The organism is uncultured Cetobacterium sp., assembly GCF_947072685.1.
Classification (GTDB): domain Bacteria; phylum Fusobacteriota; class Fusobacteriia; order Fusobacteriales; family Fusobacteriaceae; genus Cetobacterium_A.
The window spans coordinates 1-21,686 of record NZ_CAMTIK010000031.1 but is presented as its reverse complement, the minus strand read 5'-3'; the positions used below and the strand labels follow the sequence as shown (position 1 = coordinate 21,686).

Annotated in this window: 24 protein-coding genes and 1 tRNA gene; 15 read left to right on the top strand and 10 right to left on the bottom strand. The window is 30.8% G+C overall.

The window, feature by feature from the left end; genetic code table 11:
* Window positions 1–636 (top strand): outer membrane protein transport protein (locus Q0V67_RS09525; protein WP_297599044.1); only part of this gene is annotated, 636 nt, incomplete at its 5' end.
* A 46-nt stretch (window positions 637–682) separates the two neighbouring features.
* Here the strand turns inward: Q0V67_RS09525 and smpB are convergent.
* The 10 genes from smpB to hrcA form a co-directional block, all read right to left on the bottom strand.
* The gene (gene smpB / locus Q0V67_RS09520; protein WP_185875594.1) at window positions 683–1,126 is read right to left on the bottom strand and encodes an SsrA-binding protein SmpB; all 444 of its coding nucleotides are present in this window, start codon (window positions 1,124–1,126) and stop codon (window positions 683–685) included.
* A gap of 2 nt (window positions 1,127–1,128) precedes the next feature.
* Complete coding sequence (rnr, locus tag Q0V67_RS09515; protein ID WP_297599041.1) at window positions 1,129–3,267, bottom strand: ribonuclease R; 2,139 nt, start codon at window positions 3,265–3,267, stop codon at window positions 1,129–1,131.
* 8 nt (window positions 3,268–3,275) lie between these two features.
* Window positions 3,276–3,845, bottom strand: a complete 570-nt coding sequence (gene yqeK / locus Q0V67_RS09510) for a bis(5'-nucleosyl)-tetraphosphatase (symmetrical) YqeK (protein ID WP_297599039.1) — start codon at window positions 3,843–3,845, stop codon at window positions 3,276–3,278.
* Between the two features lie 61 nt (window positions 3,846–3,906).
* Entirely contained in the window at window positions 3,907–4,446 is a 540-nt protein-coding gene (locus Q0V67_RS09505; RefSeq protein WP_297599037.1) for a GerMN domain-containing protein, read from the bottom strand.
* Between the two features lie 8 nt (window positions 4,447–4,454).
* A complete protein-coding gene (locus Q0V67_RS09500; RefSeq protein WP_297599035.1) occupies window positions 4,455–5,492 on the bottom strand; it encodes an N-acetylmuramoyl-L-alanine amidase in 1,038 nt (345 codons plus the stop codon).
* A 73-nt stretch (window positions 5,493–5,565) separates the two neighbouring features.
* Entirely contained in the window at window positions 5,566–5,838 is a 273-nt protein-coding gene (yajC, locus tag Q0V67_RS09495) for a preprotein translocase subunit YajC (protein WP_297599033.1), read from the bottom strand.
* Between the two features lie 67 nt (window positions 5,839–5,905).
* Window positions 5,906–7,072: a molecular chaperone DnaJ gene (gene dnaJ, locus Q0V67_RS09490; RefSeq protein WP_297599031.1), complete on the bottom strand. Its 1,167-nt coding sequence runs from the start codon at window positions 7,070–7,072 to the stop codon at window positions 5,906–5,908.
* A gap of 79 nt (window positions 7,073–7,151) precedes the next feature.
* A complete protein-coding gene (gene dnaK, locus Q0V67_RS09485; RefSeq protein WP_297599030.1) occupies window positions 7,152–8,963 on the bottom strand; it encodes a molecular chaperone DnaK in 1,812 nt (603 codons plus the stop codon).
* A gap of 41 nt (window positions 8,964–9,004) precedes the next feature.
* On the bottom strand, window positions 9,005–9,547 hold the full coding sequence (gene grpE, locus Q0V67_RS09480) for a nucleotide exchange factor GrpE (RefSeq protein ID WP_297599028.1): 543 nt from the start codon (window positions 9,545–9,547) through the stop codon (window positions 9,005–9,007).
* Window positions 9,540–10,532 (bottom strand): heat-inducible transcriptional repressor HrcA, encoded by a 993-nt coding sequence (gene hrcA, locus Q0V67_RS09475; RefSeq protein WP_297599026.1) that lies wholly within the window; start codon window positions 10,530–10,532, stop codon window positions 9,540–9,542. Before hrcA ends, grpE begins: the two co-directional genes overlap by 8 nt.
* A 195-nt stretch (window positions 10,533–10,727) precedes the next feature.
* Between hrcA and ptsP the strand changes: the two genes are divergently transcribed.
* The 14 genes from ptsP (at window position 10,728) to Q0V67_RS09405 (ending at window position 21,626) form a co-directional block, all read left to right on the top strand.
* The gene (ptsP, locus tag Q0V67_RS09470) at window positions 10,728–12,476 is read left to right on the top strand and encodes a phosphoenolpyruvate--protein phosphotransferase (protein WP_297599024.1); all 1,749 of its coding nucleotides are present in this window, start codon (window positions 10,728–10,730) and stop codon (window positions 12,474–12,476) included.
* The gene (locus Q0V67_RS09465; RefSeq protein WP_297599022.1) at window positions 12,473–12,742 is read left to right on the top strand and encodes an HPr family phosphocarrier protein; all 270 of its coding nucleotides are present in this window, start codon (window positions 12,473–12,475) and stop codon (window positions 12,740–12,742) included. The genes ptsP and Q0V67_RS09465 overlap by 4 nt, the downstream gene beginning before the upstream one ends.
* Before the next feature lie 4 nt (window positions 12,743–12,746).
* Window positions 12,747–13,613, top strand: a complete 867-nt coding sequence (gene ispH, locus Q0V67_RS09460; protein ID WP_297599020.1) for a 4-hydroxy-3-methylbut-2-enyl diphosphate reductase — start codon at window positions 12,747–12,749, stop codon at window positions 13,611–13,613.
* Window positions 13,606–15,228, top strand: a complete 1,623-nt coding sequence (locus Q0V67_RS09455) for a S1 RNA-binding domain-containing protein (RefSeq protein ID WP_297599018.1) — start codon at window positions 13,606–13,608, stop codon at window positions 15,226–15,228. Before ispH ends, Q0V67_RS09455 begins: the two co-directional genes overlap by 8 nt.
* Window positions 15,229–15,479: 251 nt before the next feature.
* Window positions 15,480–15,992 (top strand): translation initiation factor IF-3, encoded by a 513-nt coding sequence (gene infC / locus Q0V67_RS09450; protein ID WP_297599016.1) that lies wholly within the window; start codon window positions 15,480–15,482, stop codon window positions 15,990–15,992.
* Window positions 15,993–16,019: 27 nt separating this feature from the next.
* A complete protein-coding gene (rpmI, locus tag Q0V67_RS09445; protein WP_297599014.1) occupies window positions 16,020–16,226 on the top strand; it encodes a 50S ribosomal protein L35 in 207 nt (68 codons plus the stop codon).
* Window positions 16,227–16,277: 51 nt separating this feature from the next.
* Window positions 16,278–16,628: a 50S ribosomal protein L20 gene (rplT, locus tag Q0V67_RS09440; RefSeq protein WP_185875607.1), complete on the top strand. Its 351-nt coding sequence runs from the start codon at window positions 16,278–16,280 to the stop codon at window positions 16,626–16,628.
* Between the two features lie 111 nt (window positions 16,629–16,739).
* The gene (locus Q0V67_RS09435; RefSeq protein ID WP_297599010.1) at window positions 16,740–17,315 is read left to right on the top strand and encodes a tetratricopeptide repeat protein; all 576 of its coding nucleotides are present in this window, start codon (window positions 16,740–16,742) and stop codon (window positions 17,313–17,315) included.
* 47 nt (window positions 17,316–17,362) lie between these two features.
* The gene (locus Q0V67_RS09430) at window positions 17,363–17,890 is read left to right on the top strand and encodes a DnaJ domain-containing protein (RefSeq protein ID WP_297599009.1); all 528 of its coding nucleotides are present in this window, start codon (window positions 17,363–17,365) and stop codon (window positions 17,888–17,890) included.
* 72 nt (window positions 17,891–17,962) lie between these two features.
* Entirely contained in the window at window positions 17,963–19,309 is a 1,347-nt protein-coding gene (gene glmU, locus Q0V67_RS09425) for a bifunctional UDP-N-acetylglucosamine diphosphorylase/glucosamine-1-phosphate N-acetyltransferase GlmU (RefSeq protein WP_297599007.1), read from the top strand.
* A 5-nt stretch (window positions 19,310–19,314) separates the two neighbouring features.
* Window positions 19,315–20,265, top strand: a complete 951-nt coding sequence (locus Q0V67_RS09420; protein ID WP_297599005.1) for a ribose-phosphate diphosphokinase — start codon at window positions 19,315–19,317, stop codon at window positions 20,263–20,265.
* Between the two features lie 94 nt (window positions 20,266–20,359).
* Window positions 20,360–20,995 carry an L-threonylcarbamoyladenylate synthase gene (locus Q0V67_RS09415; RefSeq protein ID WP_297599003.1) on the top strand — a complete coding sequence of 212 codons (636 nt, stop codon included), beginning with the start codon at window positions 20,360–20,362 and terminating at the stop codon, window positions 20,993–20,995.
* Between the two features lie 15 nt (window positions 20,996–21,010).
* On the top strand, window positions 21,011–21,442 hold the full coding sequence (locus Q0V67_RS09410; RefSeq protein WP_297599002.1) for a hypothetical protein: 432 nt from the start codon (window positions 21,011–21,013) through the stop codon (window positions 21,440–21,442).
* A gap of 108 nt (window positions 21,443–21,550) precedes the next feature.
* Window positions 21,551–21,626, top strand: a tRNA-Thr gene (locus tag Q0V67_RS09405).
* Window positions 21,627–21,686 lie beyond the last annotated feature (60 nt).

Here is a 21,686-nt window from a genome sequence, read left to right as displayed (position 1 = left end):
ATATTAGGTCTTAACTATCATCCAAATGATAGATTTAATTTAGGTATGAGATATGAAACAGAAACAAAATTAGATTTTGATAACAATGAATCTAAATTGAAATCTGGGTTTGTAAATTCTACAGGAAATGTTCTTTTAGGAAATGAATTTTATAATAAAATATTAGCAAATCCAGCTATAAAGCAATGGATGAAAGAAGGAAGTGGGGAAAGAAACCTTCCTGCTATGGCAGCTTTAGGAGTTTCATATCAAGCTACAGAAAAATTGACACTTTTGGCATCTGGAAATTACTATTTTATAAAAGAAGCTGGTGATGATATTGGAAATTATGATAATCATGACAACGGATATGAAGTGGCAGTAGGTTTAGATTATAAATTAAATCCTAAATGGACTCTTATGACAGGTTATCAATACACTAATACAGGAGCCAATGAAAACACTTACACAGATACAGATTATGCTTTAGATGCTAATATGTACTCTATGGGAGTTAAGTATAAATATGATGAGCAATTAGATCTAATGGCAACATATTCACTTGTAGACTACAAGTCAGGAACAAATGTAAATACAAAAATAACATATAATAAAAAAGTAGATGCATTTGGATTGGCGGCAATATATAAATTTTAATAAAAACACCTGTAAAACATGAATGTTTTACAGGTGTTTTTGGATTTTAATAATTTTCTTTAACTGCTCTATCAATAGTTCTTTGTTGATCTTTTTTAGCTAAAGATTCACGTTTATCATAGTTTTTCTTACCACGAGCAAGAGCGATTTCGACCTTAACATATCCTTTGGAAAGGTGGATATTTAAAGGTACAATTGTATATCCTTTTTGAGTTACCTTTTCATGAAGTTTTTGAATCTCTTTTTTATGTAGCAAAAGCTTTCTAACTCGTCTCTCATCAGGATTATAAACACTTCCAAAAGACCAAGGAACAACTGACATTCCCATTATAAAAATTTCATTGTTAATAATTCTTATAAAGGCTTCTTTGATACTTGTTTTTCCAGCTTTTAAAGATTTAACCTCACTTCCAACAAGTTCTATACCAGCTTCAAATCTGTCCTCTATAAAATAATCAAAAAAGGCTTTTTTATTATTTGCTAATATCATTTTTAATATCTCCTTTCTTTTCTTCCTCCAGTATACTCACGGTGAAACTCTGTAGGGACAGCTTCTATCTCTAACATTTGCAAATCTGCTCTGGCAATTAGAATATCCATTTTGTCTCCTAGGTGGAATTCTCTACCAGTATCCATATCTTTCATAACATATTCACTATCATCAAACTCATAGAAATTTTGTGCAGTTGTAACATCCCAGAAGCATTCAACATGTTCTTCTGTTTCGAAGAATATTTTTTTATTATTAAAACCAACAACTGTTGCTTTAAATTCATCTCCAATTTTATCAAGCATGTATTCAACAACCTTAATCTTAATACTTTCATCCTCTATTTTCATAGCCTTTCTCTCTGTTTGGGAGATATGAGCCGTAACTTCTGGAAGATAATTAATAAGTGTTCCATATTGTTTTTTTGTAGGATATCCTTTACTAGCAATATCTAAAATTCTATGTATCAATAGGTCGGCATATCTTCTTATTGGAGATGTAAAATGAGTATAGTAGCTAGATGAAAGTCCAAAGTGACCTAAATTTTCTACACCGTATCTTGCTTGTTTAAGAGACATCAAAATCATTTTATGGACAATCATACTGATCCCTTTAGCTTCTGAGTCTTCAATTATAGCTTGGAATTTCTTGGGATGAATATCTTCGAATGAGTGAATTCTATATCCAAATTTAGATAGAGTATCGCTTAAAGTTTTGATTCTCTCAGGATCAGGATTTTCATGAACTCTATATACAGATGGAATCTCTAACCAGAAAAGCTTTTCAGCAACTGCTTCGTTTGCCATAATCATAAAGTCTTCAATAATTCTTTCAGATTCACCTCTTTCAATATTTTTAAGATATTTAACTTTTTTATTTTCATCTAAAATAACCTTTACTTCAGGAAGATCAAAATCAATACTCCCACGATTATATTTAATCTCTCTAATTATTTTAGAAAGCTCTAGCATAGTAAAAATCATCCCTACAATATCTTTATACTTTTCAGTTGTTTCTTGATCTTGAGCAATAATTTTATTAACATTATTATAAGTCATTCTATGAACTGTTTTTATCACTGATTTATATGTCTGTATATCCATAACTCTTCCATGTTGATCTATAAGAAGCTCAACAGAGAAAGTAAGTTTATCTTCATTTGGATTTAATGAACAGATTCCATTAGAAATCTCTTTTGGAAACATAGGCAGAACTCTATCAACCATATAAACGGAGTTCCCTCTTTTTTCAGCTTCTTTATCAAGAAGAGAACCAGTTGGGATGTAGTGAGAAACATCAGCAATAGCAACGATAAGTTTATAAAAACCATTATCTAATTTTTCAACATAAACAGCGTCATCAAGATCTTTTGCATCATCTCCATCAATAGTTATGATAGGGAGAGATCTTAAATCTTTTCTTTTTTGAATCTCTTCGGAAGATATAACTACAGGAATTCTACGGGCTTCAGCAAGAACGTCATCTGGAAAATCTTCAGACATACCCTCTCTTAAAATAAGAGCCTTTATCATGTTATCGGTATCAAAAGGAGCACCTATAGTTTCTTTAATTTTACCTTCTGGTTTTTTTTCATCACTTCCCCAAGAAATCATTTCAACAACAACAAGCTCTCCATCTTTTGCTCGATTAAAGAAATTTTTTGGAATATATATGTCTCTTCCAAAAGATTGTGTAGGTCTAACAAAACCAAAGTTTTCTTTTTTTTCAAAAACACCGATTACAGTATTCTTTTCTCTAACTAAAACTTTAACAACTTCTCCTTCTTTTTTACCTTTTCCTTCAGGATTATCAACTGTTATAAGAACAGTATCCCCATCTAGTGCTGTACCAAACTTGCTTCTAGGAATAAAATATCCCTCTGTATCAGTATCTACAAAAGCAAATTTATTTTTTATATTTGAAAATTTACCTTTTATAAATCCTAAATTTTCAGGTAGATTGTACTTGTTTCTTTTGTTTTTCAAAAGTTCACCAGACTCTAACCACTCTTCAAGAAGAGTTCTATTTTCTTTTTTAAATTTTGGAGACCACCCCATAGATTTTGTGATTTCATCAAGTGTAAGTGACTTGCTTCCTTTTAAAATCTTTTTTAATTGTTCTAATTGTTTATCGATTTTCATATAACCTCCTATTTAGCTGTGGTCATAAGTAAATGGTTGCGCATATCGACGCTATTTAGATGGATGATTGAATCGCTTTTAATAAGGTATTCGATCTTTCTATTGGCTTCAAAAAATATAGCATCATCTAAATTAACCAAAGCTAATTCTCTTATTTTTTCTACATGAGGATATTCTCTTTTAGGTTCAATTGCATCAGAGATGTAAACAATTTTTTCTATTAGAGACATATCTTTTCTACCAGTAGTATGGTATTTTATAGCGTTTAAAATATCGGGATCTTCAATTTTAAATTTTTCTTTGGCATAATAAACTCCAACAAAACTATGGAGGATTTCACTAACACTCATATAATCTTTTGTTTCGTCTTTAAAAAAATGTTCACAGATATCTCTAATCTGCAGATTATTCATCTCTTTAGCATAGTCATGTAAAATAGCAGCTATTCCAACTTTTAGTGGATCAGCTCCATAAATATTAGCTAAGTTCAGAGCAGTTTCTAAAACTCGGATTGAATGTTCATATCTTTTAGCAGACAAAACCTTTTTCACTTCATTTTTAAGATAATCAATCTTCATTATAATCAACCTCCAATTTTTAAAAGGGAGTTTCTTATAATAGAAACTCCCTATAAAAATACTATATATTGCTATTTAGTTTATAATTTTTACTAATATTTATATAATTAACTTTATCTGTAGGAACACCATTTATTAAAAGAACAACAGCATCATTTCCGCCTAAACTAAGAAGAGTATTGACAAAAGAGTAGATTATTAATAATTCTTCTTGTGGATTGTTAGCAGATAATAAAATTTTAGAATCCAAATCTAAGTAAAGAGTCCTATTTTTAATATATACCTCATATTTGAAGGCTTCTTTTTTTAAAATGTTGATGTTCTCTAATTTAGTAATTAGTTTTGTAGTTATTTCTTTTAAAATTTGCTCTTTTGTATTAAGGTTTTCAGAAAGAATGATATCCTCAGTATTTAATTTATTTTGTTTTGAGTTTGGAAAAAATAAAGTTACACTATAATCATTTGTTTTAATTTCATTTGTTTTAGGGGTTGTTATGTGTGTAGTGTTTTGGCTCAAGTGGTTGAGTCTATTTGAGTATATACCAGTTACAACCGTTGCTAAAATAAGGATAAATAAAAGACTTTTTAATTTTTTTGACATATCTCCTCCTAATAGAAGAAACCTTTTATCTTATTACCTAATTCTTCGGCCATAATATTTTGGTTAGCTTCTCTAGTCATTTTTTTGACATCTATTTTATTACTGATAAAACCAAGTTCAACAAGAATTCCAGGTCCATTAAAACCTCTTAAAACAGCAAAATTCGCCCCGTAAATTCCACGATCCTTCATTCCAAGACGTCTTGCAAGAGAGGTGTTTAAAGGTTTGGCTATTGTTATTGATTTCTCCATATTTTTATTATATGAAAGCTCTCCCATTATTTGAGCAATACTGGTAGTTTTTTCTCCATATTTTTCTCCAAAACTATTTTCATAGGCTGCAATTTTTTCTGCATATGGGGAGGATTTTTTAGAAAAATAAAATATTTCCATTCCTTGAGCAGCAGAGTTTTGAGCAGAGTTTATATGTAGGCTTACAAACAGATCAGCTTTAGCTTTGTTAGCTATTTTACTTCTATTGGAAAGGGTTATGAAAGTATCTGTTTCTCTTATCATTATAACATTAAAATCTTTAGAAAGTTTAGATTTCAATTTTTTGGAGACAGCGAGAGTAATATCTTTTTCTCTATATTTTTTGAAACCAATAGCTCCTGGATCTTTTCCACCGTGTCCAGCATCAATAGCTATAGTGAACTCTTTTTTATTAGAACTAGAAACTTTAAAATCGATAACGACTCTATATGGGTTACTTAAAGTATAAACTTTGTGGGTTATATTGGGCTTTAGCTTTATAAAAAATCCGATATTAGAACCGTAATCAATCATATCAAATTTTTCAATATTTTTTCCAATGAAATTAGAGCCATTAAATTTTGGCCCCAGATTAGTTTTTTCAATCTCTAAAAAAAGTAATCTGTTGTATTCATCATAACTTTGATTAAATTTGGGTTTGATTTTACTATTGATATCAAAAATAAGTTGTGAAGGATTATTATTCATTCTAATTTTTTTTATAGATGAAGTATTGTTTGCAAATACTGTCATAGATAAAATAAAAGAAACAAAAAAAAGTAATAATTTTTTCATAGTTTAGTCTCCGTAATCGTAATAAATAAAATAGGATGGAAAAGATTATCTATTTCCATCCTTGTAGATATTTTTATTTTAAAACTCTTGAAATAGAATTTTTAAGAACCTGGATATTAACACCCTTATCGATTCTCACAGTTAAAAATTCAGGACCGATTCCAGATATTGTACCTTTGATACCTCCAGATGTTATAACTTCAGCACCTTCTTTTAATGAGTCTAACATTTCTTGATGTTTTTTTTGTTTCTTTTTGTTTGGTAAAATTAGTAGGAAATAGAATACTGCCGCCCAAATTGCAAACGTAAGAACCATTCCACCATATTTAGAAAATAATTCATTCATCTTAATAGCCCCCTTACACATTTTTCTAAGACAAGTATACCACAAGGTTATTGTCTTTTCAATATTTTTACGAGAAGAAGTTTTTTAATTTATCGAAAAACTTTTTATTATCTTTATGATTTTTATCTTTTAAACTTTCATCAAATTTCATTAAAAGTTCTTGTTGCTCACTATTTAAGTTTACAGGAACCTCAATTTTGATTCTAACTATTTGGTCTCCAGTATAAGGACTTCTAGGATTTTTAATTCCTTCACCTTTCATTCTAAATAGTTTATCATTTTGTGTTCCAGCTGGAATTTTTATAGTTTTTTTACCATTCAGAGTAGGGATATCAATCTCTCCTCCAAGGGCAGCTTTAGAAAAAGTAATAGGAATTTCACAGATAATATCAACACCATTTCTTTCAAAGAAAGGATGTTTTTTTACACTTATATAAACATATAAATCTCCATTAGGTCCACCTTCAGTGCTTGCATTTCCCATTCCAGAAAGTCTAAGCTTTTGTCCATCATCAATTCCGGCAGGAATATTAACAGATTTTTCAACAACCTCTGTATCCATACCAGTACCACGACATTTTTTACATTTATGTTCAGGAACTTCACCTTTTCCATGACAAGCATCACATTCTTGTGTAGTCTGGAAATTTCCAAAAACAGTTCTTTGAGTTACATTGATAGTTCCACTACCATTGCATTTAGAACACTTATGCATTTTAGAATCTTTTTCAGAACCACTACCATGACAAGCTGAACATGTACCAGTTCTTTTATATTTTAAAGTTTTTTCAACTCCTTTAGCAGCTTCTTCAAGAGTTAATTCAAGATTATATCTCAGATCTTCACCTGGTTCAGGACCTCTTCTTTGCGAACCGCCAAAACCACCAAAACCTCCGCCACCGCCGAAGAATGAACCAAAGATATCACCTAAATCTTCAAAACCTCCGCCACCGCCGAATCCACCAAAACCACCAGAACTTCCGCCACCGCCATTTTCAAAGGCAGCATGACCAAATCTGTCGTATTGAGCTTTTTTGTTCTCATCAGAAAGTACTTGATAAGCTTCATTTATCTCTTTAAATTTGTCTTCAGATTCCTTTTTTTCAGATTCACTAGCTCCACTAAATTTATCAGGATGATATTTCATAGCAGCCTTTCTATATGCTTTTTTTATCTCTGTATCAGAAGCACCTTTAGTGATTCCTAAAACTTCATAAAAATCTCTTTTTGCCATTTCCAAAAATCCTCCATTTCTTAAAATAAGGGATAGAGCAATCTCTATCCCTTAACAAAGTATATATTAATTACAATTATTAGTCAACTATCTCAGCTTCAGCAACATCCTCATTTTGAGGATTTTCTGGATTAGTCCCACCATTTTGTTTAGCTTGAGCATCTTTATAGATCTCTTCAGCTAATTTATGAGCAACTTGAGATAATTTTTCAATAGCTGCTTCAATCGCGTCTTTGTCGTCCCCATCCTTCACTTTTTTAAGTTCTTCGATAGCATCTTCAATTGACTTTTTTTCATCCTCTGTCACTTTATCAGCATAATCTTTTACAGATTTTTCAGTAGAAGAGATTAACATATCCGCTTTATTTCTTGTTTCAACTAACTCTTTGAATTTTTTATCTTCAGCTTCATTAGCTTCAGCATCTTTTTTCATTCTTTCAATTTCATCAGTAGAAAGATTAGTTGAACCAGATATAGTAACAGTACTTTCTTTTCCTGTTCCTAAATCTTTAGCAGACACATGAACAATTCCATTTGCATCGATATCAAAAGTAACTTCGATTTGAGGAATTCCTCTTGGTGCAGCTGGAATACCTTCAAGATTGAATTCTCCTAATTTATGGTTGTCAGCAGCTTTAGCTCTTTCTCCTTGAAGAACATTGATTGTAACAGCTGGCTGATTATCTACAGCAGTTGAAAATACTTGAGATTTTTTAACAGGAATAGTAGTATTTCTTTCTATAATTTTAGTGAATACTCCACCTAAAGTTTCAATTCCTAGTGATAATGGAGTAACATCAAGAAGTAACACATCTTTAACGTCTCCCATTAATACTCCACCTTGAATTGCAGCTCCTTCAGCAACAACCTCATCAGGATTGATTCCTCTGTTAGGTTTTTTACCGAAGTAAGATTCAACCCACTCTTGAACCGCAGGTATTCTTGTAGATCCTCCAACTAATAGTATCTCATCGATATCTGAAGGGTTTAATCCAGCAGCTTTTAAAGCATCCTTAGCTGGAAGCTGAGTAGCTTCAACAAGTTCTCTAGTTAAATCGTTAAATTTAGCTCTAGTTAATTTAATATCTAAATGTTTAGGTCCTGTAGCATCCATTGTTATAAAAGGTAAAGATATATGAGCTTCCATAAGTGTTGATAACTCTTTTTTAGCTTTTTCAGCAGCATCTTTAAGTCTTTGGTAAGCCATTTTGTCATTTCCTAAATCTATTCCAGTTTCTTTTTTAAACTCTTCAGTTAGGTATTTGATAACAACATCATCAAAGTTGTCTCCACCAAGATGATTATTTCCTGAAGTTGAAATAACTTCAATAACACCGTCGGCAATCTCAAGAACAGAAACGTCAAATGTTCCACCACCAAGGTCAAATACTAAAACTTTTTCTTCTTTTCCAACTTTCTCTAAACCGTAAGCAAGAGCAGCAGCAGTAGGTTCGTTTATAATTCTTTTAACTTCTAAACCAGCAATTACACCAGCATCTTTAGTTGCTTGTCTTTGAGCATCTGTAAAGTAAGCTGGAACAGTTATAACAGCCTCTGTAACCTTCTCACCTAAATAAGCTTCAGCATCCGCTTTTAACTTTTTTAAAGTCATAGCTGAAATTTCTTGTGGAGTGTACTCTTTTCCATGAATTTTCACTTTATGGTCTGTACCCATATAAGTTTTGATTGATAAAATTGTAGAGTCAGGGTTAGTAATTGCTTGTCTTTTAGCAATTTCTCCAACGATAATCTCTCCGTTTTCTTTAATACTTACAACTGAAGGTGTAGTTCTAGCTCCCTCAGAGTTAGGGATAACAGTAGTAGATCCCCCTTCCATTATTGCAACACATGAATTTGTAGTTCCTAAGTCAATTCCTATAATTTTTGCCATTTAAAAAACCTCCTAATATATTCTGAATTTTTAAATTTATTTTATTTTTTACAAACTTTAACCATTGCTGGTCTGATAACCTTACCCTTCATTTTATAACCTTTTTGGAACTCAGACATAATTTCATCATTTCCATGCTCAGGAGAGTCCTCGACAGCGACAGCCATATGTAAATGAGGATCAAAAGTGGTATTTTCAGTAACTATTGGTTCAACACCTTCGCTAGTGATAGTACCTTTCATTTGAGAAAGTGTAAGCTCAACTCCTTTTACAAGAGAATCAAAATCTTTTGTTTCAGAAGAAGCTGAAATAGCTCTTTCCAAGTTATCTATAATATCTAAAACTTTTATAATAACTTTTTCAGAAGCAAAAGCTTTTAAATCTTCAAACTCTTTTTCTTTTCTTTTAGTAAAGTTTTGGAACTCAGCCTGTTTTCTAAGATAAGAGTTTTTCCAGTCTTCAACCTCTATTTTTAATTTTCCAATCTCTTCATCACAAGAAATTTGATCTTTTACATTTTCAGTAGTTTCTGAATTTTCAGTAACTTCTTCTATTATTTCATCTTTAATCTCTTTTTCAGTCATCATTCTCTCCTTCATTACCGATTTGCTTTATAACCTTATTTACTTCACTGGTTATATGTTGAATAACTCCCATAGTTTTAGAATATGACATACGCTTAGGGCCCATGACACCAATAACTCCTGGGGAATTATCTAAATTATAAACAGAATAAACAAAGCTATAATCTTCTAACCCTTTTACCGCAAGTTCTTCTCCGAAGATGACATTGACATCTCCTTCTTTAAAAGGCCTTGATTTAATAGCCTCTTCGAAAAGTTCTTTAATTTTTTCTCTTTTAGAAAAGATATCAAGAACCTCTGTAATTTCATTGACTTGCTTATTTTTAAAAATTTCTGAAGAATTCTCTAAGAAAAGTTTTCCTTCTACTTCATTATAAACAAAGTCAATAATATTATCAATTTCATGAGATTCTATAAAGTTATTTTTAATTTCATTATTAATTTTTTTAGATAGTTTAACTAGATCCTCTTCACAGCATTTTTCATCAAAAAAAATCTTTTTAGTTCGGACATTCTTATTCTCCATAACAACAACAGCCATAGCCATGTAGTCATCAATATGTATAAGTTCGACCTTTCTAATTTTATCTTTTTTGTGTGCTGGTTCAATAACAATCCCGATATAATTTGTAAGTTTAGACAGCAACATAGAGGTTCTTTTTAAAACAGAATCTAATTCTCTCATTTTGCTTTCATAAACTAAATCAATTCTAGCTTTTTCTTCTCTTGAGAGTGCTTCTATTTTTAAAAGTTCATCTAGATAGAATTTATAACCTCTATCTGTCGGGATTCTTCCGGAAGAGGTGTGAGTCTTTGATATGAAACCCATGTCCTCTAAATCGGACATAACGTTTCTGATTGTAGCTGAAGATAGATCAATATTGTATTTTTTCACCAATGCTCTAGAACCTATAGTTTCGCCTGATAGCAGATAAAAGTCTATAATAGCACTAAGAACGAGTTTTTCTCTATCGCTAACAATCATAAAACCACCCTTTTAAACTTTTTTATTAGCACTCGAAGTAGAAGAGTGCTAATCTTGAAATTAATATAATATAAAACGAAAAAAAAGTCAATAGTTTTTTTGAAAAAAAATAAAAATATAGAAAAAAAAAGTTTAAAAAACAATTGAAATAGGTTATAATTTTTAAGGTTAAAGATATTTTAAGGGGTGAGTAATATGGGTACTATTATTGGTAGAAGTATATTTCCAGGTATAGTTATAGGTCAACCCTATATAGAAAAAAAAAATAGAATCGATATAGAAAATTATAAAATTTCTTCGGATAGAATTGAGGAAGAGATTAAACGATTTTTAGAAGCTTTACAAAAAGCAAAAATGGATATAAAACAAATTAAAATGGATCTTCAAGGGAAAATAAATAAAGAAGATTTACAAATTTTGACAGTTCATATAATGATGTTAGACGATCCACAGTTTATAACAGATATAAAAAAAGGAATAAAAAGAGAAGAAAACAATGCCGAATCAGTTGTAAAAAAAGTTTCGAATAAATATATAGAGATGTTTGAAAAAATAGCAGATCCAATTTATAAACAAAGAGCTTTAGATATAAAAGATATTAGTGAAAGAATAATAATGAATTTAACTCATGAAGAGGATATTGATAATAATTTAAATGGGAAAATACTTGTAATAAGAGAACTCTTGCCATCAGAACTTTTAAAGATGTATTACAGTGGAATTCAATTGAGTGGAATAATAATGGAATATATGGGGGAAACTTCGCATACTGCTATTTTAACAAAGGCGTTAGAGATTCCAACATTGATGGGTGGAAACGATTTGTTTTCCTTAGATTGGGGAGATCAAATAATTTTAGATACGACCTCTATTGAAGGGAAAGTTGTAAGCAATCCTGATATAAAAACTTTAAATAGATATGAGGAAGAAAAAAATAGGTATAGAAATAAAATAAAAGAGATTGAAGAATCAATATTTAAAGAGACGGTAACTTTAGATGGAGAAAAAATCAATCTACACTTGAACATAGGTGGGCGTTTAGATATAACTGAAGTCAATAAAAAAAATCCTGATGGGATAGGTCTTTTAAGAACTGAATTGATATATATGGATGCTAAAGAGTTTCCAGATGAAGAGAAACAAAGAAAAATCTATGACAATATAGCGCAAGAGTTTGGAGCGGGAAAACCTATAGTGATAAGAACCCTAGATATTGGAGCAGATAAAAAATTATCTTACTATAAGATGGTTGATGAGGAAAATCCATCTCTAGGTTGTAGGGGTATGCGGTTAACACTTGCTGATAAAAATCTTTTTAAAAATCAAATAAAAGGAATACTTAGGGCAGCTAAAAATCATGATATTAAAATGATGTACCCGATGATTACGAATTTGAAAGAGATTAAAGAAGCGTCAGAATTTGTTGAAGAGTGCAAAAGAGAACTTGAAAAAGAGAATAAAGAGTTTAAAAAAGATATTGAGATAGGTATGATGGTAGAAGTTCCGTCCAATGTGATGCTAGCAGATGTCTTTATAGACTATGTAGATTTTTTTTCTATTGGTACAAATGACCTGACTCAGTATATTCTAGCAACAGATAGATATAGTCCAATTGCTGAAAAATTATATGATTGCTATGACCCTGCAGTTATAAGAGCTATAGAGATGGTAGCAAAAGCAGGAATTTCTAAAAGGAAAAAAGTTTCTGTATGTGGAGAGATGGCTGGAGAGGATCAAGCTGTCATAGCTTTATTGAGTTTTGGAATAAGAGATCTAAGTATGGCTCCAGCCTATATATCTAAAGTTAGAAATTTGATTAGAAAAATAAAAATTTATGAACTTAAAATAATAAAAGAAAAGATTCTGTTAGCAATAGATTCTAATGAAGTGAAAAAAATATTAAATAATTATTTAGAAAAAATTGAAGGGAGAAATAGAGAATGAAGAAAGTAGAAGTGACAATAAAAAATAAAGCGGGATTACACGCTAGACCATCATCATTATTTGTTCAAGTTGCAAGTAAATATGATTCTGATATCAATGTGTTATTTGAGGATGAAATTATAAATGGGAAAAGTATAATGGGATTAATGCTTTTAGCTGCAGAACAGGGACGAGTTTTAACTCTGGAATGTGATGGAGATGACGAGGAAGATATGATTGCAGACTTAATAGATTTAATTGAAGTTAAAAAATTTAACGAGGAGTAGAAGAGTGGAGATAATAAGAGCAGAAAAAATGGGTTTTTGCTTTGGTGTTGAAAAAGCTGTTGAAACTTGCTATGATATTTCAAAAAAAACTAACGGAAAAAAATATATACTGGGAATGGTTGTACACAACAAAGATGTGGTAAAAGACATGGAAAAAATAGGTTTTGAAGTGGTCAATGAAGATGAGATTTTAGATGGCAGAGACAATTTGAAAAAAGATGATATAGTTGTGATTAGAGCTCATGGAACGACATGTGAGGTAATAAAAAGATTGAAAGAAAAAGAAGTGAAAATTCATGATGCCACATGTGTTTTTGTTGATAGAATTAAGGAAATTTTAATAAAGAGAGAAGAGGTTGGAGATGAGATAATTTTTATCGGAGATAAAAATCATCCGGAGGTCAAAGGTGTTATCTCTTTCGGAAAAAATGTAAATGTTTTTAAAAATTTGGAAGAATTAAAAGGAAGTCCTTTAAATGTGAGTAAAAAATATTCAGTGCTAACACAAACAACTCTGAATAAAGAGAAGTTTTTAGAGATAAAAGAATATTTACAAAAACACTATCCAAATGCTCAGATATTTGATAGGATATGTGGAGCGACTAGTGAAAGGCAAGATGCAACAAAAAAACTTGCAAAATGCACAGATGTTATGATTGTAATTGGAGACTTGAATAGCTCCAATAGTAAAAAATTGCTAGAGGTTGCTTTAGCTTGTAATCCGAATAGTTACTTAATTCAAAATGAAAATGAGCTAAATCTATCTATTTTTAATGAAAAAATGAGTATAGGAATTACAGCGGGAGCATCGACTCCAGAAGAGATAATAAAAAAAATAGAAAATAAAATAAGGGGGAACTTTAATGTCTAACTTTGATCACTACGAAGAATTTGAAGCATTGCTAAATGAGTATATGCCAGTAAAAGAGGAAGAAGAAATAAAAACTAAAGTAACTGGAACAATAGTAAATATGGATAGAAACTTTACATATTTAGAAGTACTAGGACAACCTGCAGGTGTAAGAGTGAGAACGGAAGAGCTAACAGGATATAATGTTGGAGATGAAGTTGAAGTTTTAATAGTTGCAAAAGTTGAAGAAGAGGATACTTTAATTTTAATTGGATCTAAAAAAAGAGTTGATATGGAAATTGGAGCAGAAAAATTAACGGCTGCTTTAGAAAACAAAGAGATTGTAATTGGAAAAGTTTTAAGAAGAGTAAAGGGTGGATATGTTGTAGAGGCTTTCCATCAACAAGGATTCTTACCTAATTCATTATCAGAAATTCCGTTTGAAAGCGGAGATGAATTTGTAGGAAAAGAGATTCAGGTAGTAGTTAAAGAGGTAAAAGAGGATAGAAGAGGTAAAAAGATACTTCTTTCTAGAAGAGAGATCGTAGCAGCTAAAGATTTAGAATCAATGGAAAAATTAACTTTAGGTGAAGTTGTAAAAGTAACGATAGCAGAGGTATTAGATTTTGGTTTAACAGTTAAACTTAACGGGTTGAGAGGTTTCATTCATATTTCAGAAATTGATTGGAAAAAAACAACAGATTTAGGGAAATTATATAAAGCTGGAGATGTTATCGAAGCTAAAATAATCGAGATTGATATGGAAAAAAGAAATCTTAAACTATCAATAAAAGCACTAACTAAAAATCCTTGGGAAATTTTAGAAGAAGAGTACTCAGTGGGAACAGAAGTTACTGGAAAGGTAACAAGAGTAGTAAATTATGGAGCTTTTGTTGAAGTGATTCCAGGTGTTGAAGGGTTAATCCATAGTTCAGATTTTTCTTGGATTAATAAAAAAGTTAATGTAAATAACTTTGTAAAAGTTGGAGATGAAGTTAAAGTTATAATAACTGAATTAAACAAAGGAGAGAGAAAGTTAAAGTTAGGAATAAAACAACTAAGCTCAAATCCTTGGGCAGAAGCAGCAGGAAAATACTCAGTAGGGACTATTGTTTCAGGAACTGTTGTAGAGGTTAAACCTTTTGGAGTTTTTGTACAAATAGAAGAGGGAGTAGATGGATTTATCCATAATTCTGATTTTGCTTGGTCAGGAAACAAAAAGTTTTCTAAAGGAGATTCAGTAGAGTTCAAAATTACAGAGTTAAATATAGATGAGCAAAAAATAAAGGGTAGTATTAAAAATCTAACTAAAAGCCCTTGGGATTTAGCTTTAGAAAACTATTCTGTTGGAGATAGAGTTGAAAAAGAGATTAAAAATATACAAGACTTTGGAATGTTTGTAAAATTAGAAGAGGGAGTAGATGGGTTTATTCCAACTCAGATGGCTTCTAAAGATTTTATAAAGTCTTTAAAAGATAAATTCAAAGTGGGAGAGCTAGTTTCAGCTGAAATTATAGAAATTGATTCTGAAAAGAAGAGAATTAAACTTTCAGTAAAAAAAGTTGAATTTGAAAATGCGAAAAATGAGGACAAAGAGCTTCTTGAAAGATACGGAGTATCTTCAAGCGGAGAGTAATAAAAAAGGGGCTCTTATTTATTTAAGGGCCCAATAAAATCAATAAAAAATCGGTTGACTTTTTGTAAAATTATGTTATAATTGATAAAGACAATTAAAAAGATTTGCAAAGAAGAAACTTCCTGTTTCTCACCTTATGAGGCTAAGACCTTTATAGTGGTTTCAAAATTTTTTTTAGGGCGAGCCTTAATAATTATTTGAGTTAACAGGAATTTTATATCCTGTTTTTTTTATTTGATAGTTGATAGGAGGTGTCTATTATTTCGGACAAAATTAGAATTAATGAAAAAATAAGAGGTAGAGAATTAAGAATTATCTCTGAAACTGGGGAGCAATTAGGTATCATGTCTTCTACAGAAGCTTTAGAATTAGCGATGCAAAAGGAGTTAGATTTAGTTGAAATTTCTCCAAACGCAGCCCCACCAGTATGTAAAATAATGGACTATGGAAAGTTTAAGTATGAGCAAACTAGAAAAGCAAAAGAAGCTAAAAAGAACCAAAAACAAGTAATTGTTAAAGAGGTAAAGTTTAGAGCTAGAATAGATCAGCACGATATGGATACAAAAATAGCTCAAGTTCAAAAGTTCTTAGAAAAGGACAATAAAGTTAAAATCACTCTTGTTCAGTACGGAAGAGAAAGAATGTATGCTGATCAAGGAATAGGAATGTTAGATCAGATATCTGAAAGATTCACTGAAATCGCAGATGTTGATAAAAAATATAATGATAAGCAAAAGTATTTAATCTTATCACCAAAAAAATAGTGAAGATTTGAGAGGAGGAACATTACAATGCCAAAAATGAAAACTCATAGAGGTGCTAAAAAAAGAATCAAGGTAACTGGAACAGGAAAGTTCGTTGTTAAGAAGCCAGGAAAGAGCCATATCTTAACAAAAAAGAGCAGAAAAAGAAAGAACAGATTGAAGAAGGATACTGTTATCACTTCAACATTAGAGAAGCACTTAAAAGGATTATTACCATACGGAGTAGGAAGATAATAATTCTGGATTCAGATTATTGTAAAGAACCAATTTTAGGAGGAGAAGTAAATGAGAGTTAAAACTGGAATAGTTAGAAGAAGAAGACATAAAAAAGTTCTAAAAGCTGCTAAAGGATTTAGAGGTGCATCTGGAGACGCATTTAAGCAAGCTAAACAAGCTGTAATGAGAGCAGAAGCTTTCTCTACAAGAGATAGAAAAGTTAGAAAGAGAAAGATGAGACAATTATGGATCATCAGAATCAATGCTGCAGCTAGAATTAACGGATTAACTTACTCTACTTTAATGAACGGATTAAAGAGAGCTGGAATCGAGTTAGATAGAAAAGTATTAGCGGATATCGCTTTAAACAATGCAGCTGAATTTGCTAAATTAGCAGAAACTGCAAAAGCAGCATTATAAGATTAAAAAGAGCTTAGGCTCTTTTTTTTATTTCAAAAAATCTTAAATAAAAATAAAAAATATGCTATAATGCCCTAAAGAGTAGTTTTAAAAAACCTAAGGGGGATTAAAATGCTAAGAAAAAAAATACTAAAAAGGGCAAATAAAAACAAAGAACAACTTTTAGAATTAGAACAAGAGATAAGATTTACTCTTTTATCAAAACCTAATGATATTGAAAATTTAGATAGGTTAGGAATGATACTTTTTTATAAAAGAGATTGTAAAGGCTCTTTAGAAATTTACGAGAAGTTGAGAGTTTTAGGGAAAAAGGATAGTGAAACATTAGGATTTTTAGGGTATCTAAATTATGAATTGGGGAATTATACTCAAGCAACAGCATGTTTTAATGCTTTTTTGGACAAAAAACCAGGAGATGCTTTTATTTATTTCTTACTTGGGAATGCATATTCAAGAGCAGGGAAAATTATAGAGGCGATAAATAGCTATGATTTTGCAATATTTTTGGATTTGGATATTTATAAAGCACATTTAGATTTTGCTGAAGAATATGAATCTTTAGGTAGAGATAAGAAAGCTTTAGTGGAGTATATTGCAGCTTATGAAATTGATCCTAGAGATAAGGATATAGAAGTGAAAATCAATGAATTAAAAAAGAAAATTAAGGATATAGGAAATAGGGGATAGAAAGTCTATTCCCTAATTTTATATCTGCGTTATAATAAGGAGAAAAAATGATATCAATAGCAATGATTTTAACAGTAGCTATATTTTTAATAATAGCTATGTTATTTGGTATGAGTAGAGCTATATCAGCTTTGCCAGTACTGTTTTTTATTATGTTACTAATCTCATTCTTTGGGTTTATAGTAATACAGTTTTTTCCAATAATACTTATATTTTTAGTTATTGGATATTTTAGAAATAGAAATAATCCTAAAAAAACAGGGAATTTTTACTATAAAACATACACACAAAAAGATTTTGAAGATATGTTTAGAAATCAAGGTGGGCAGTCATACGGAGGTAATTATCAAGGTGGATACCAAAATAATTCTTTTGGAAATTTTGAGGATAAAACTAAATACTATAAAATTTTAGGGGTACAAGAGGGAGTGACACCAGAAGAATTAAAAAAAGCATATAGAGATTTAGCAAAAAAACATCATCCAGATAGATATGCCAATGCGGATGAAGAAGTTAGAGCTATGCATGAAAGAAAGTTCAAAGAGATAAATGAAGCATATGAAAAACTTCAATAAACAAAGGAAAAGTATTTGAAAAAACCTTATATCTTATGGTACAATATAAAGGTTAAATAGATGGAGGGTATGATGAGTTTAAAAACATTAATTTTAGCTGCTGGAAAAGGGACCAGAATGAAGTCGGATTTACCTAAAGTTTTACATAAAGTTTGTGGAGTTCCAATGGTAAAAAAGATAACAGATATTTGTAGCAGAATAGGATCAGAAGAAAATATTTTGATATTGGGACACAAGAAAGAAGAGATATTAAAAGTTTTAACAGATATGGAGTATGTAGTACAAGAGGAACAATTAGGGACAGGCCATGCTGTGATTCAAGCTAAAGAAAAACTGAATGGTTTTGATGGAACTGTTATGATTTTATGTGGAGATACCCCACTATTAAAAAAAGAAACTTTAGAAAATTTATATAAATTTCATAAGAGTTCAAATGCTACAACAACAATTTTGACATCAATTTATGAAAATCCTTTTGGTTATGGAAGAATTGTGAAACAAAATAATAAAGTTGTAGGAATTGTAGAGGAAAAAGAAGCTACAAAAGAGATTAAAGCTATAAAAGAAGTAAACGCAGGAGTTTACTGTTTTGAAGCTAAAAATCTTTTAAAAGCTCTAGATAAAATAGATAATGACAATGAAAAAGGAGAATATTACTTAACAGATGTTATAGGAATAGATGTAGCAGCAGGAAAAGTAGTAGAAACTTTTTTATTAGAGGACAATGATGAGATTTTGGGAATTAATTCTAAAATTGAATTAGAAAAAGCTAACTGCATAATGAGAGATAGGATAAATTCTTCTCATATGGAGAAAGGTGTAATATTAATAGATAAAAATAATACTTATATAGAGGAAGAAGTGGAAATAGGAGAGGATACTGTAATCTATCCTGGGGCACTACTTCAAGGAAAAACTTCAATTGGAAAAAATTGTGAAATACTAGGGAATACAAGAATTATAGATTGCAAGATTGGAAGTAGCGTGAGAATTGAGAGTTCTATATTGGAAGAAAGTATAGTGGAATCAAAAGTAACAATAGGTCCATTCGCTCATTTAAGACCAAAATCTCACTTAAAGGAAGAGGTTCACATAGGAAATTTTGTGGAAGTGAAAAAATCTACTTTAGAAAAAGGAGTTAAAGCAGGGCATTTAACTTATTTAGGAGATGCAATAATAGGAGAAAAAACTAATATAGGTGCGGGGACAATAACTTGCAATTATGATGGTAAAAATAAATTCAAAACATCAATTGGAAAAAACGCTTTTATCGGAAGTGATACGATGTTAGTTGCCCCTGTAAATATTGGGGATAATTCGTTAGTAGGAGCTGGATCAGTAATAACTAAAGACGTACCAGAAAACGCTTTAGCTGTATCTAGAAGTAAACAAGTTATAAAATTTGATTGGAGGAAATAGAGAAAATGGAAAGACCTGAGGTTAAAATTTTTGCTGGAACATCAAATCTAGAGTTAGCGAAAAAAATATCTGAAAAGTATGGAACTTCTTTAGGAGATGTGGAGATTGTTAGATTTAAAGATGGAGAGGTATATGTTTGTATTGATGAAACGGTGAGAGGAAGAGATGTTTTTGTAATTCAATCTACATCTGAGCCCGTAAATGAAAACATAATGGAACTTCTGATATTTATAGATGCTTTAAAAAGAGCATCAGCTAATTCAATAAATGTAATTATTCCTTACTATGGTTATGCTAGACAAGATAGAAAATCAAGACCAAGAGAGCCGATTACATCTAAACTTGTAGCCAATTTATTAACAACAGCAGGTGCGACAAGAATTGTAACTATGGATTTACATGCGGATCAAATCCAAGGATTCTTTGATATTCCAATGGATCATATGCAAGCACTACCTTTACTTGCAAAATCATTTATAGCTAAAGGGTTACATGGAGAAAACGTAGTAGTGGTATCACCAGATGTTGGTGGAGTAAAAAGAGCTAGAAAGTTAGCTGAATGGTTAGATTGTAAGATAGCTATAATTGATAAAAGAAGACCTAAACCAAATATGTCAGAAGTTATGAACTTAATAGGAGAGGTTGAAGGGAAAGTAGCTATATTTATCGATGATATGATCGATACAGCTGGAACAATAACAAATGGAGCGGATGCTATAATGGCAAGAGGAGCTGTAGAAGCTTACGCATGTTGTACTCACGCTGTTTTCTCAGGACCAGCAATGGAGAGATTACAAGCATCTTCATTAAAAGAGATTTTAGTGACAGATTCAATCGCTTTACCAGAAGAAAAAAGAATAGATAAAGTTAAAGTGGTTTCAGTTGATGGAATTTTAGCTGAAGCTATGAGAAGAATCGTTAATAATGAATCAGTTTCTGAACTGTTTGAAAAGTAAATAGAGATAGAAAAGCTAGCATTCTACTAGCTTTTTTTTTTTTAATATGTTAAAATTATTTTATAATAAATAAAGATTAGGAAAAGGGTTAGATATGAGAAGAATTGTATTCAAAAAAGACAGTATAGACTTTCCAACTATAAAAAAATCTTTAGAATCGGGAGATATTATAATATATCCAACAGATACGGTGTATGGAGTTGGTGCTAGTATAAATTCTTTAGATGGGATAAAAAAGATTTATACAGCAAAAAAAAGAGATTTTAAATCACCCCTAATAGCTCTTCTGAGTAAACGCGAGAATATAGAAAAAGTAGCTATAATTGATGAAAATAAAAAAGAAATTGTAGAGAGATTAACTGATGAATATTGGCCAGGAGCCCTAACTATAATATTGAAAAAAAGAGAGAATGTGCCAGCAATGATGGTTTCTAATGGAGATACAGTAGGAGTGAGAGTTCCTAATCTAGAGTTAGCTCGGCAGATAATAGAGTCAATAGGTGGCGTACTTCCAACAACAAGTGCTAATATTTCTGGAGAAAGAACTCCGCGTAGCTTTAGAGAGCTAAGTGAAAGTTTCAAGGAAAGGGCTGATATTTTAATAGATGGAGGAGAAACTCCTGTAGGAGTGGAATCGACAATTATAGATTTGACAAAAGAAGCACCAGTTATACTGAGAGAAGGTGCAATTAAAAAAGAAGCAATAGAGAAAATTATTGGAAAAATATAAAATCGGAGGAAAAGAATGAAGGCACAGAAAGTAAATCCAAACAACATGAACCCTATGCAAATGAATGCAATGTCATCAATGATGGGAATGATGAACTCGATTCAAAAAATTGGAAAAGGGAAAAGAAAATATTCTGTAAATTTAGATAAAGGAACTAAAAAGTTTTTATCAAAATTTATAGAAGAAATAAAGAAGCAATTTGCTGTAAATAGTGGAATGCAAAATGTAAATCAATTTTTAGATTATGTTAAAACTATTGCTGATACAAAGGATAGAATGGAGTTAAAACTATCTTATGAGGAACAAGAATTTTTAACTAGAATGGTTACAGATGCTGTAAAAGGAATGGAAGCGGTTAAGTTCAAATGGTATCAATTAATAAAAAAATCGATGACAAAATTAATGGTTAAACAGTATAGAGAACTATTAATACAGTTAAAAAAATAGAAAAATTATAAGAAGGATTGAAGTAGAGAAATATTCTACTTCTTTTTTTTATAAAAAAAGTTGACTTTTTTTAAATGATAGGGTATAATTATAAATGTCTAAAGGGACGCCGCTTTAGCTCATCTGGTAGAGCAACTGACTTGTAATCAGTAGGTGATTGGTTCGACTCCGATAAGCGGCACCATGAACGCCCCGTTCGTTCAACGGTTAGGACAATAGATTTTCACTCTATAAACAGGGGTTC

Bases quoted from the DNA above. Each gene is read 5' to 3' on its own strand.
- smpB (WP_185875594.1), bottom strand. From the start codon at position 1,126: ATGATATTAGCAAATAATAAAAAAGCCTTTTTTGATTATTTTATAGAG.
- rnr (WP_297599041.1), bottom strand. From the start codon at position 3,267: ATGAAAATCGATAAACAATTAGAACAATTAAAAAAGATTTTAAAAGGA.
- yqeK (WP_297599039.1), bottom strand. From the start codon at position 3,845: ATGAAGATTGATTATCTTAAAAATGAAGTGAAAAAGGTTTTGTCTGCT.
- Q0V67_RS09505 (WP_297599037.1), bottom strand. From the start codon at position 4,446: ATGTCAAAAAAATTAAAAAGTCTTTTATTTATCCTTATTTTAGCAACG.
- Q0V67_RS09500 (WP_297599035.1), bottom strand. From the start codon at position 5,492: ATGAAAAAATTATTACTTTTTTTTGTTTCTTTTATTTTATCTATGACA.
- yajC (WP_297599033.1), bottom strand. From the start codon at position 5,838: ATGAATGAATTATTTTCTAAATATGGTGGAATGGTTCTTACGTTTGCA.
- dnaJ (WP_297599031.1), bottom strand. From the start codon at position 7,072: ATGGCAAAAAGAGATTTTTATGAAGTTTTAGGAATCACTAAAGGTGCT.
- dnaK (WP_297599030.1), bottom strand. From the start codon at position 8,963: ATGGCAAAAATTATAGGAATTGACTTAGGAACTACAAATTCATGTGTT.
- grpE (WP_297599028.1), bottom strand. From the start codon at position 9,547: ATGACTGAAAAAGAGATTAAAGATGAAATAATAGAAGAAGTTACTGAA.
- hrcA (WP_297599026.1), bottom strand. From the start codon at position 10,532: ATGATTGTTAGCGATAGAGAAAAACTCGTTCTTAGTGCTATTATAGAC.
- ptsP (WP_297599024.1), top strand. From the start codon at position 10,728: ATGGGTACTATTATTGGTAGAAGTATATTTCCAGGTATAGTTATAGGT.
- Q0V67_RS09465 (WP_297599022.1), top strand. From the start codon at position 12,473: ATGAAGAAAGTAGAAGTGACAATAAAAAATAAAGCGGGATTACACGCT.
- Q0V67_RS09455 (WP_297599018.1), top strand. From the start codon at position 13,606: ATGTCTAACTTTGATCACTACGAAGAATTTGAAGCATTGCTAAATGAG.
- rpmI (WP_297599014.1), top strand. From the start codon at position 16,020: ATGCCAAAAATGAAAACTCATAGAGGTGCTAAAAAAAGAATCAAGGTA.
- rplT (WP_185875607.1), top strand. From the start codon at position 16,278: ATGAGAGTTAAAACTGGAATAGTTAGAAGAAGAAGACATAAAAAAGTT.
- Q0V67_RS09435 (WP_297599010.1), top strand. From the start codon at position 16,740: ATGCTAAGAAAAAAAATACTAAAAAGGGCAAATAAAAACAAAGAACAA.
- Q0V67_RS09430 (WP_297599009.1), top strand. From the start codon at position 17,363: ATGATATCAATAGCAATGATTTTAACAGTAGCTATATTTTTAATAATA.
- glmU (WP_297599007.1), top strand. From the start codon at position 17,963: ATGAGTTTAAAAACATTAATTTTAGCTGCTGGAAAAGGGACCAGAATG.
- Q0V67_RS09420 (WP_297599005.1), top strand. From the start codon at position 19,315: ATGGAAAGACCTGAGGTTAAAATTTTTGCTGGAACATCAAATCTAGAG.
- Q0V67_RS09415 (WP_297599003.1), top strand. From the start codon at position 20,360: ATGAGAAGAATTGTATTCAAAAAAGACAGTATAGACTTTCCAACTATA.
- Q0V67_RS09410 (WP_297599002.1), top strand. From the start codon at position 21,011: ATGAAGGCACAGAAAGTAAATCCAAACAACATGAACCCTATGCAAATG.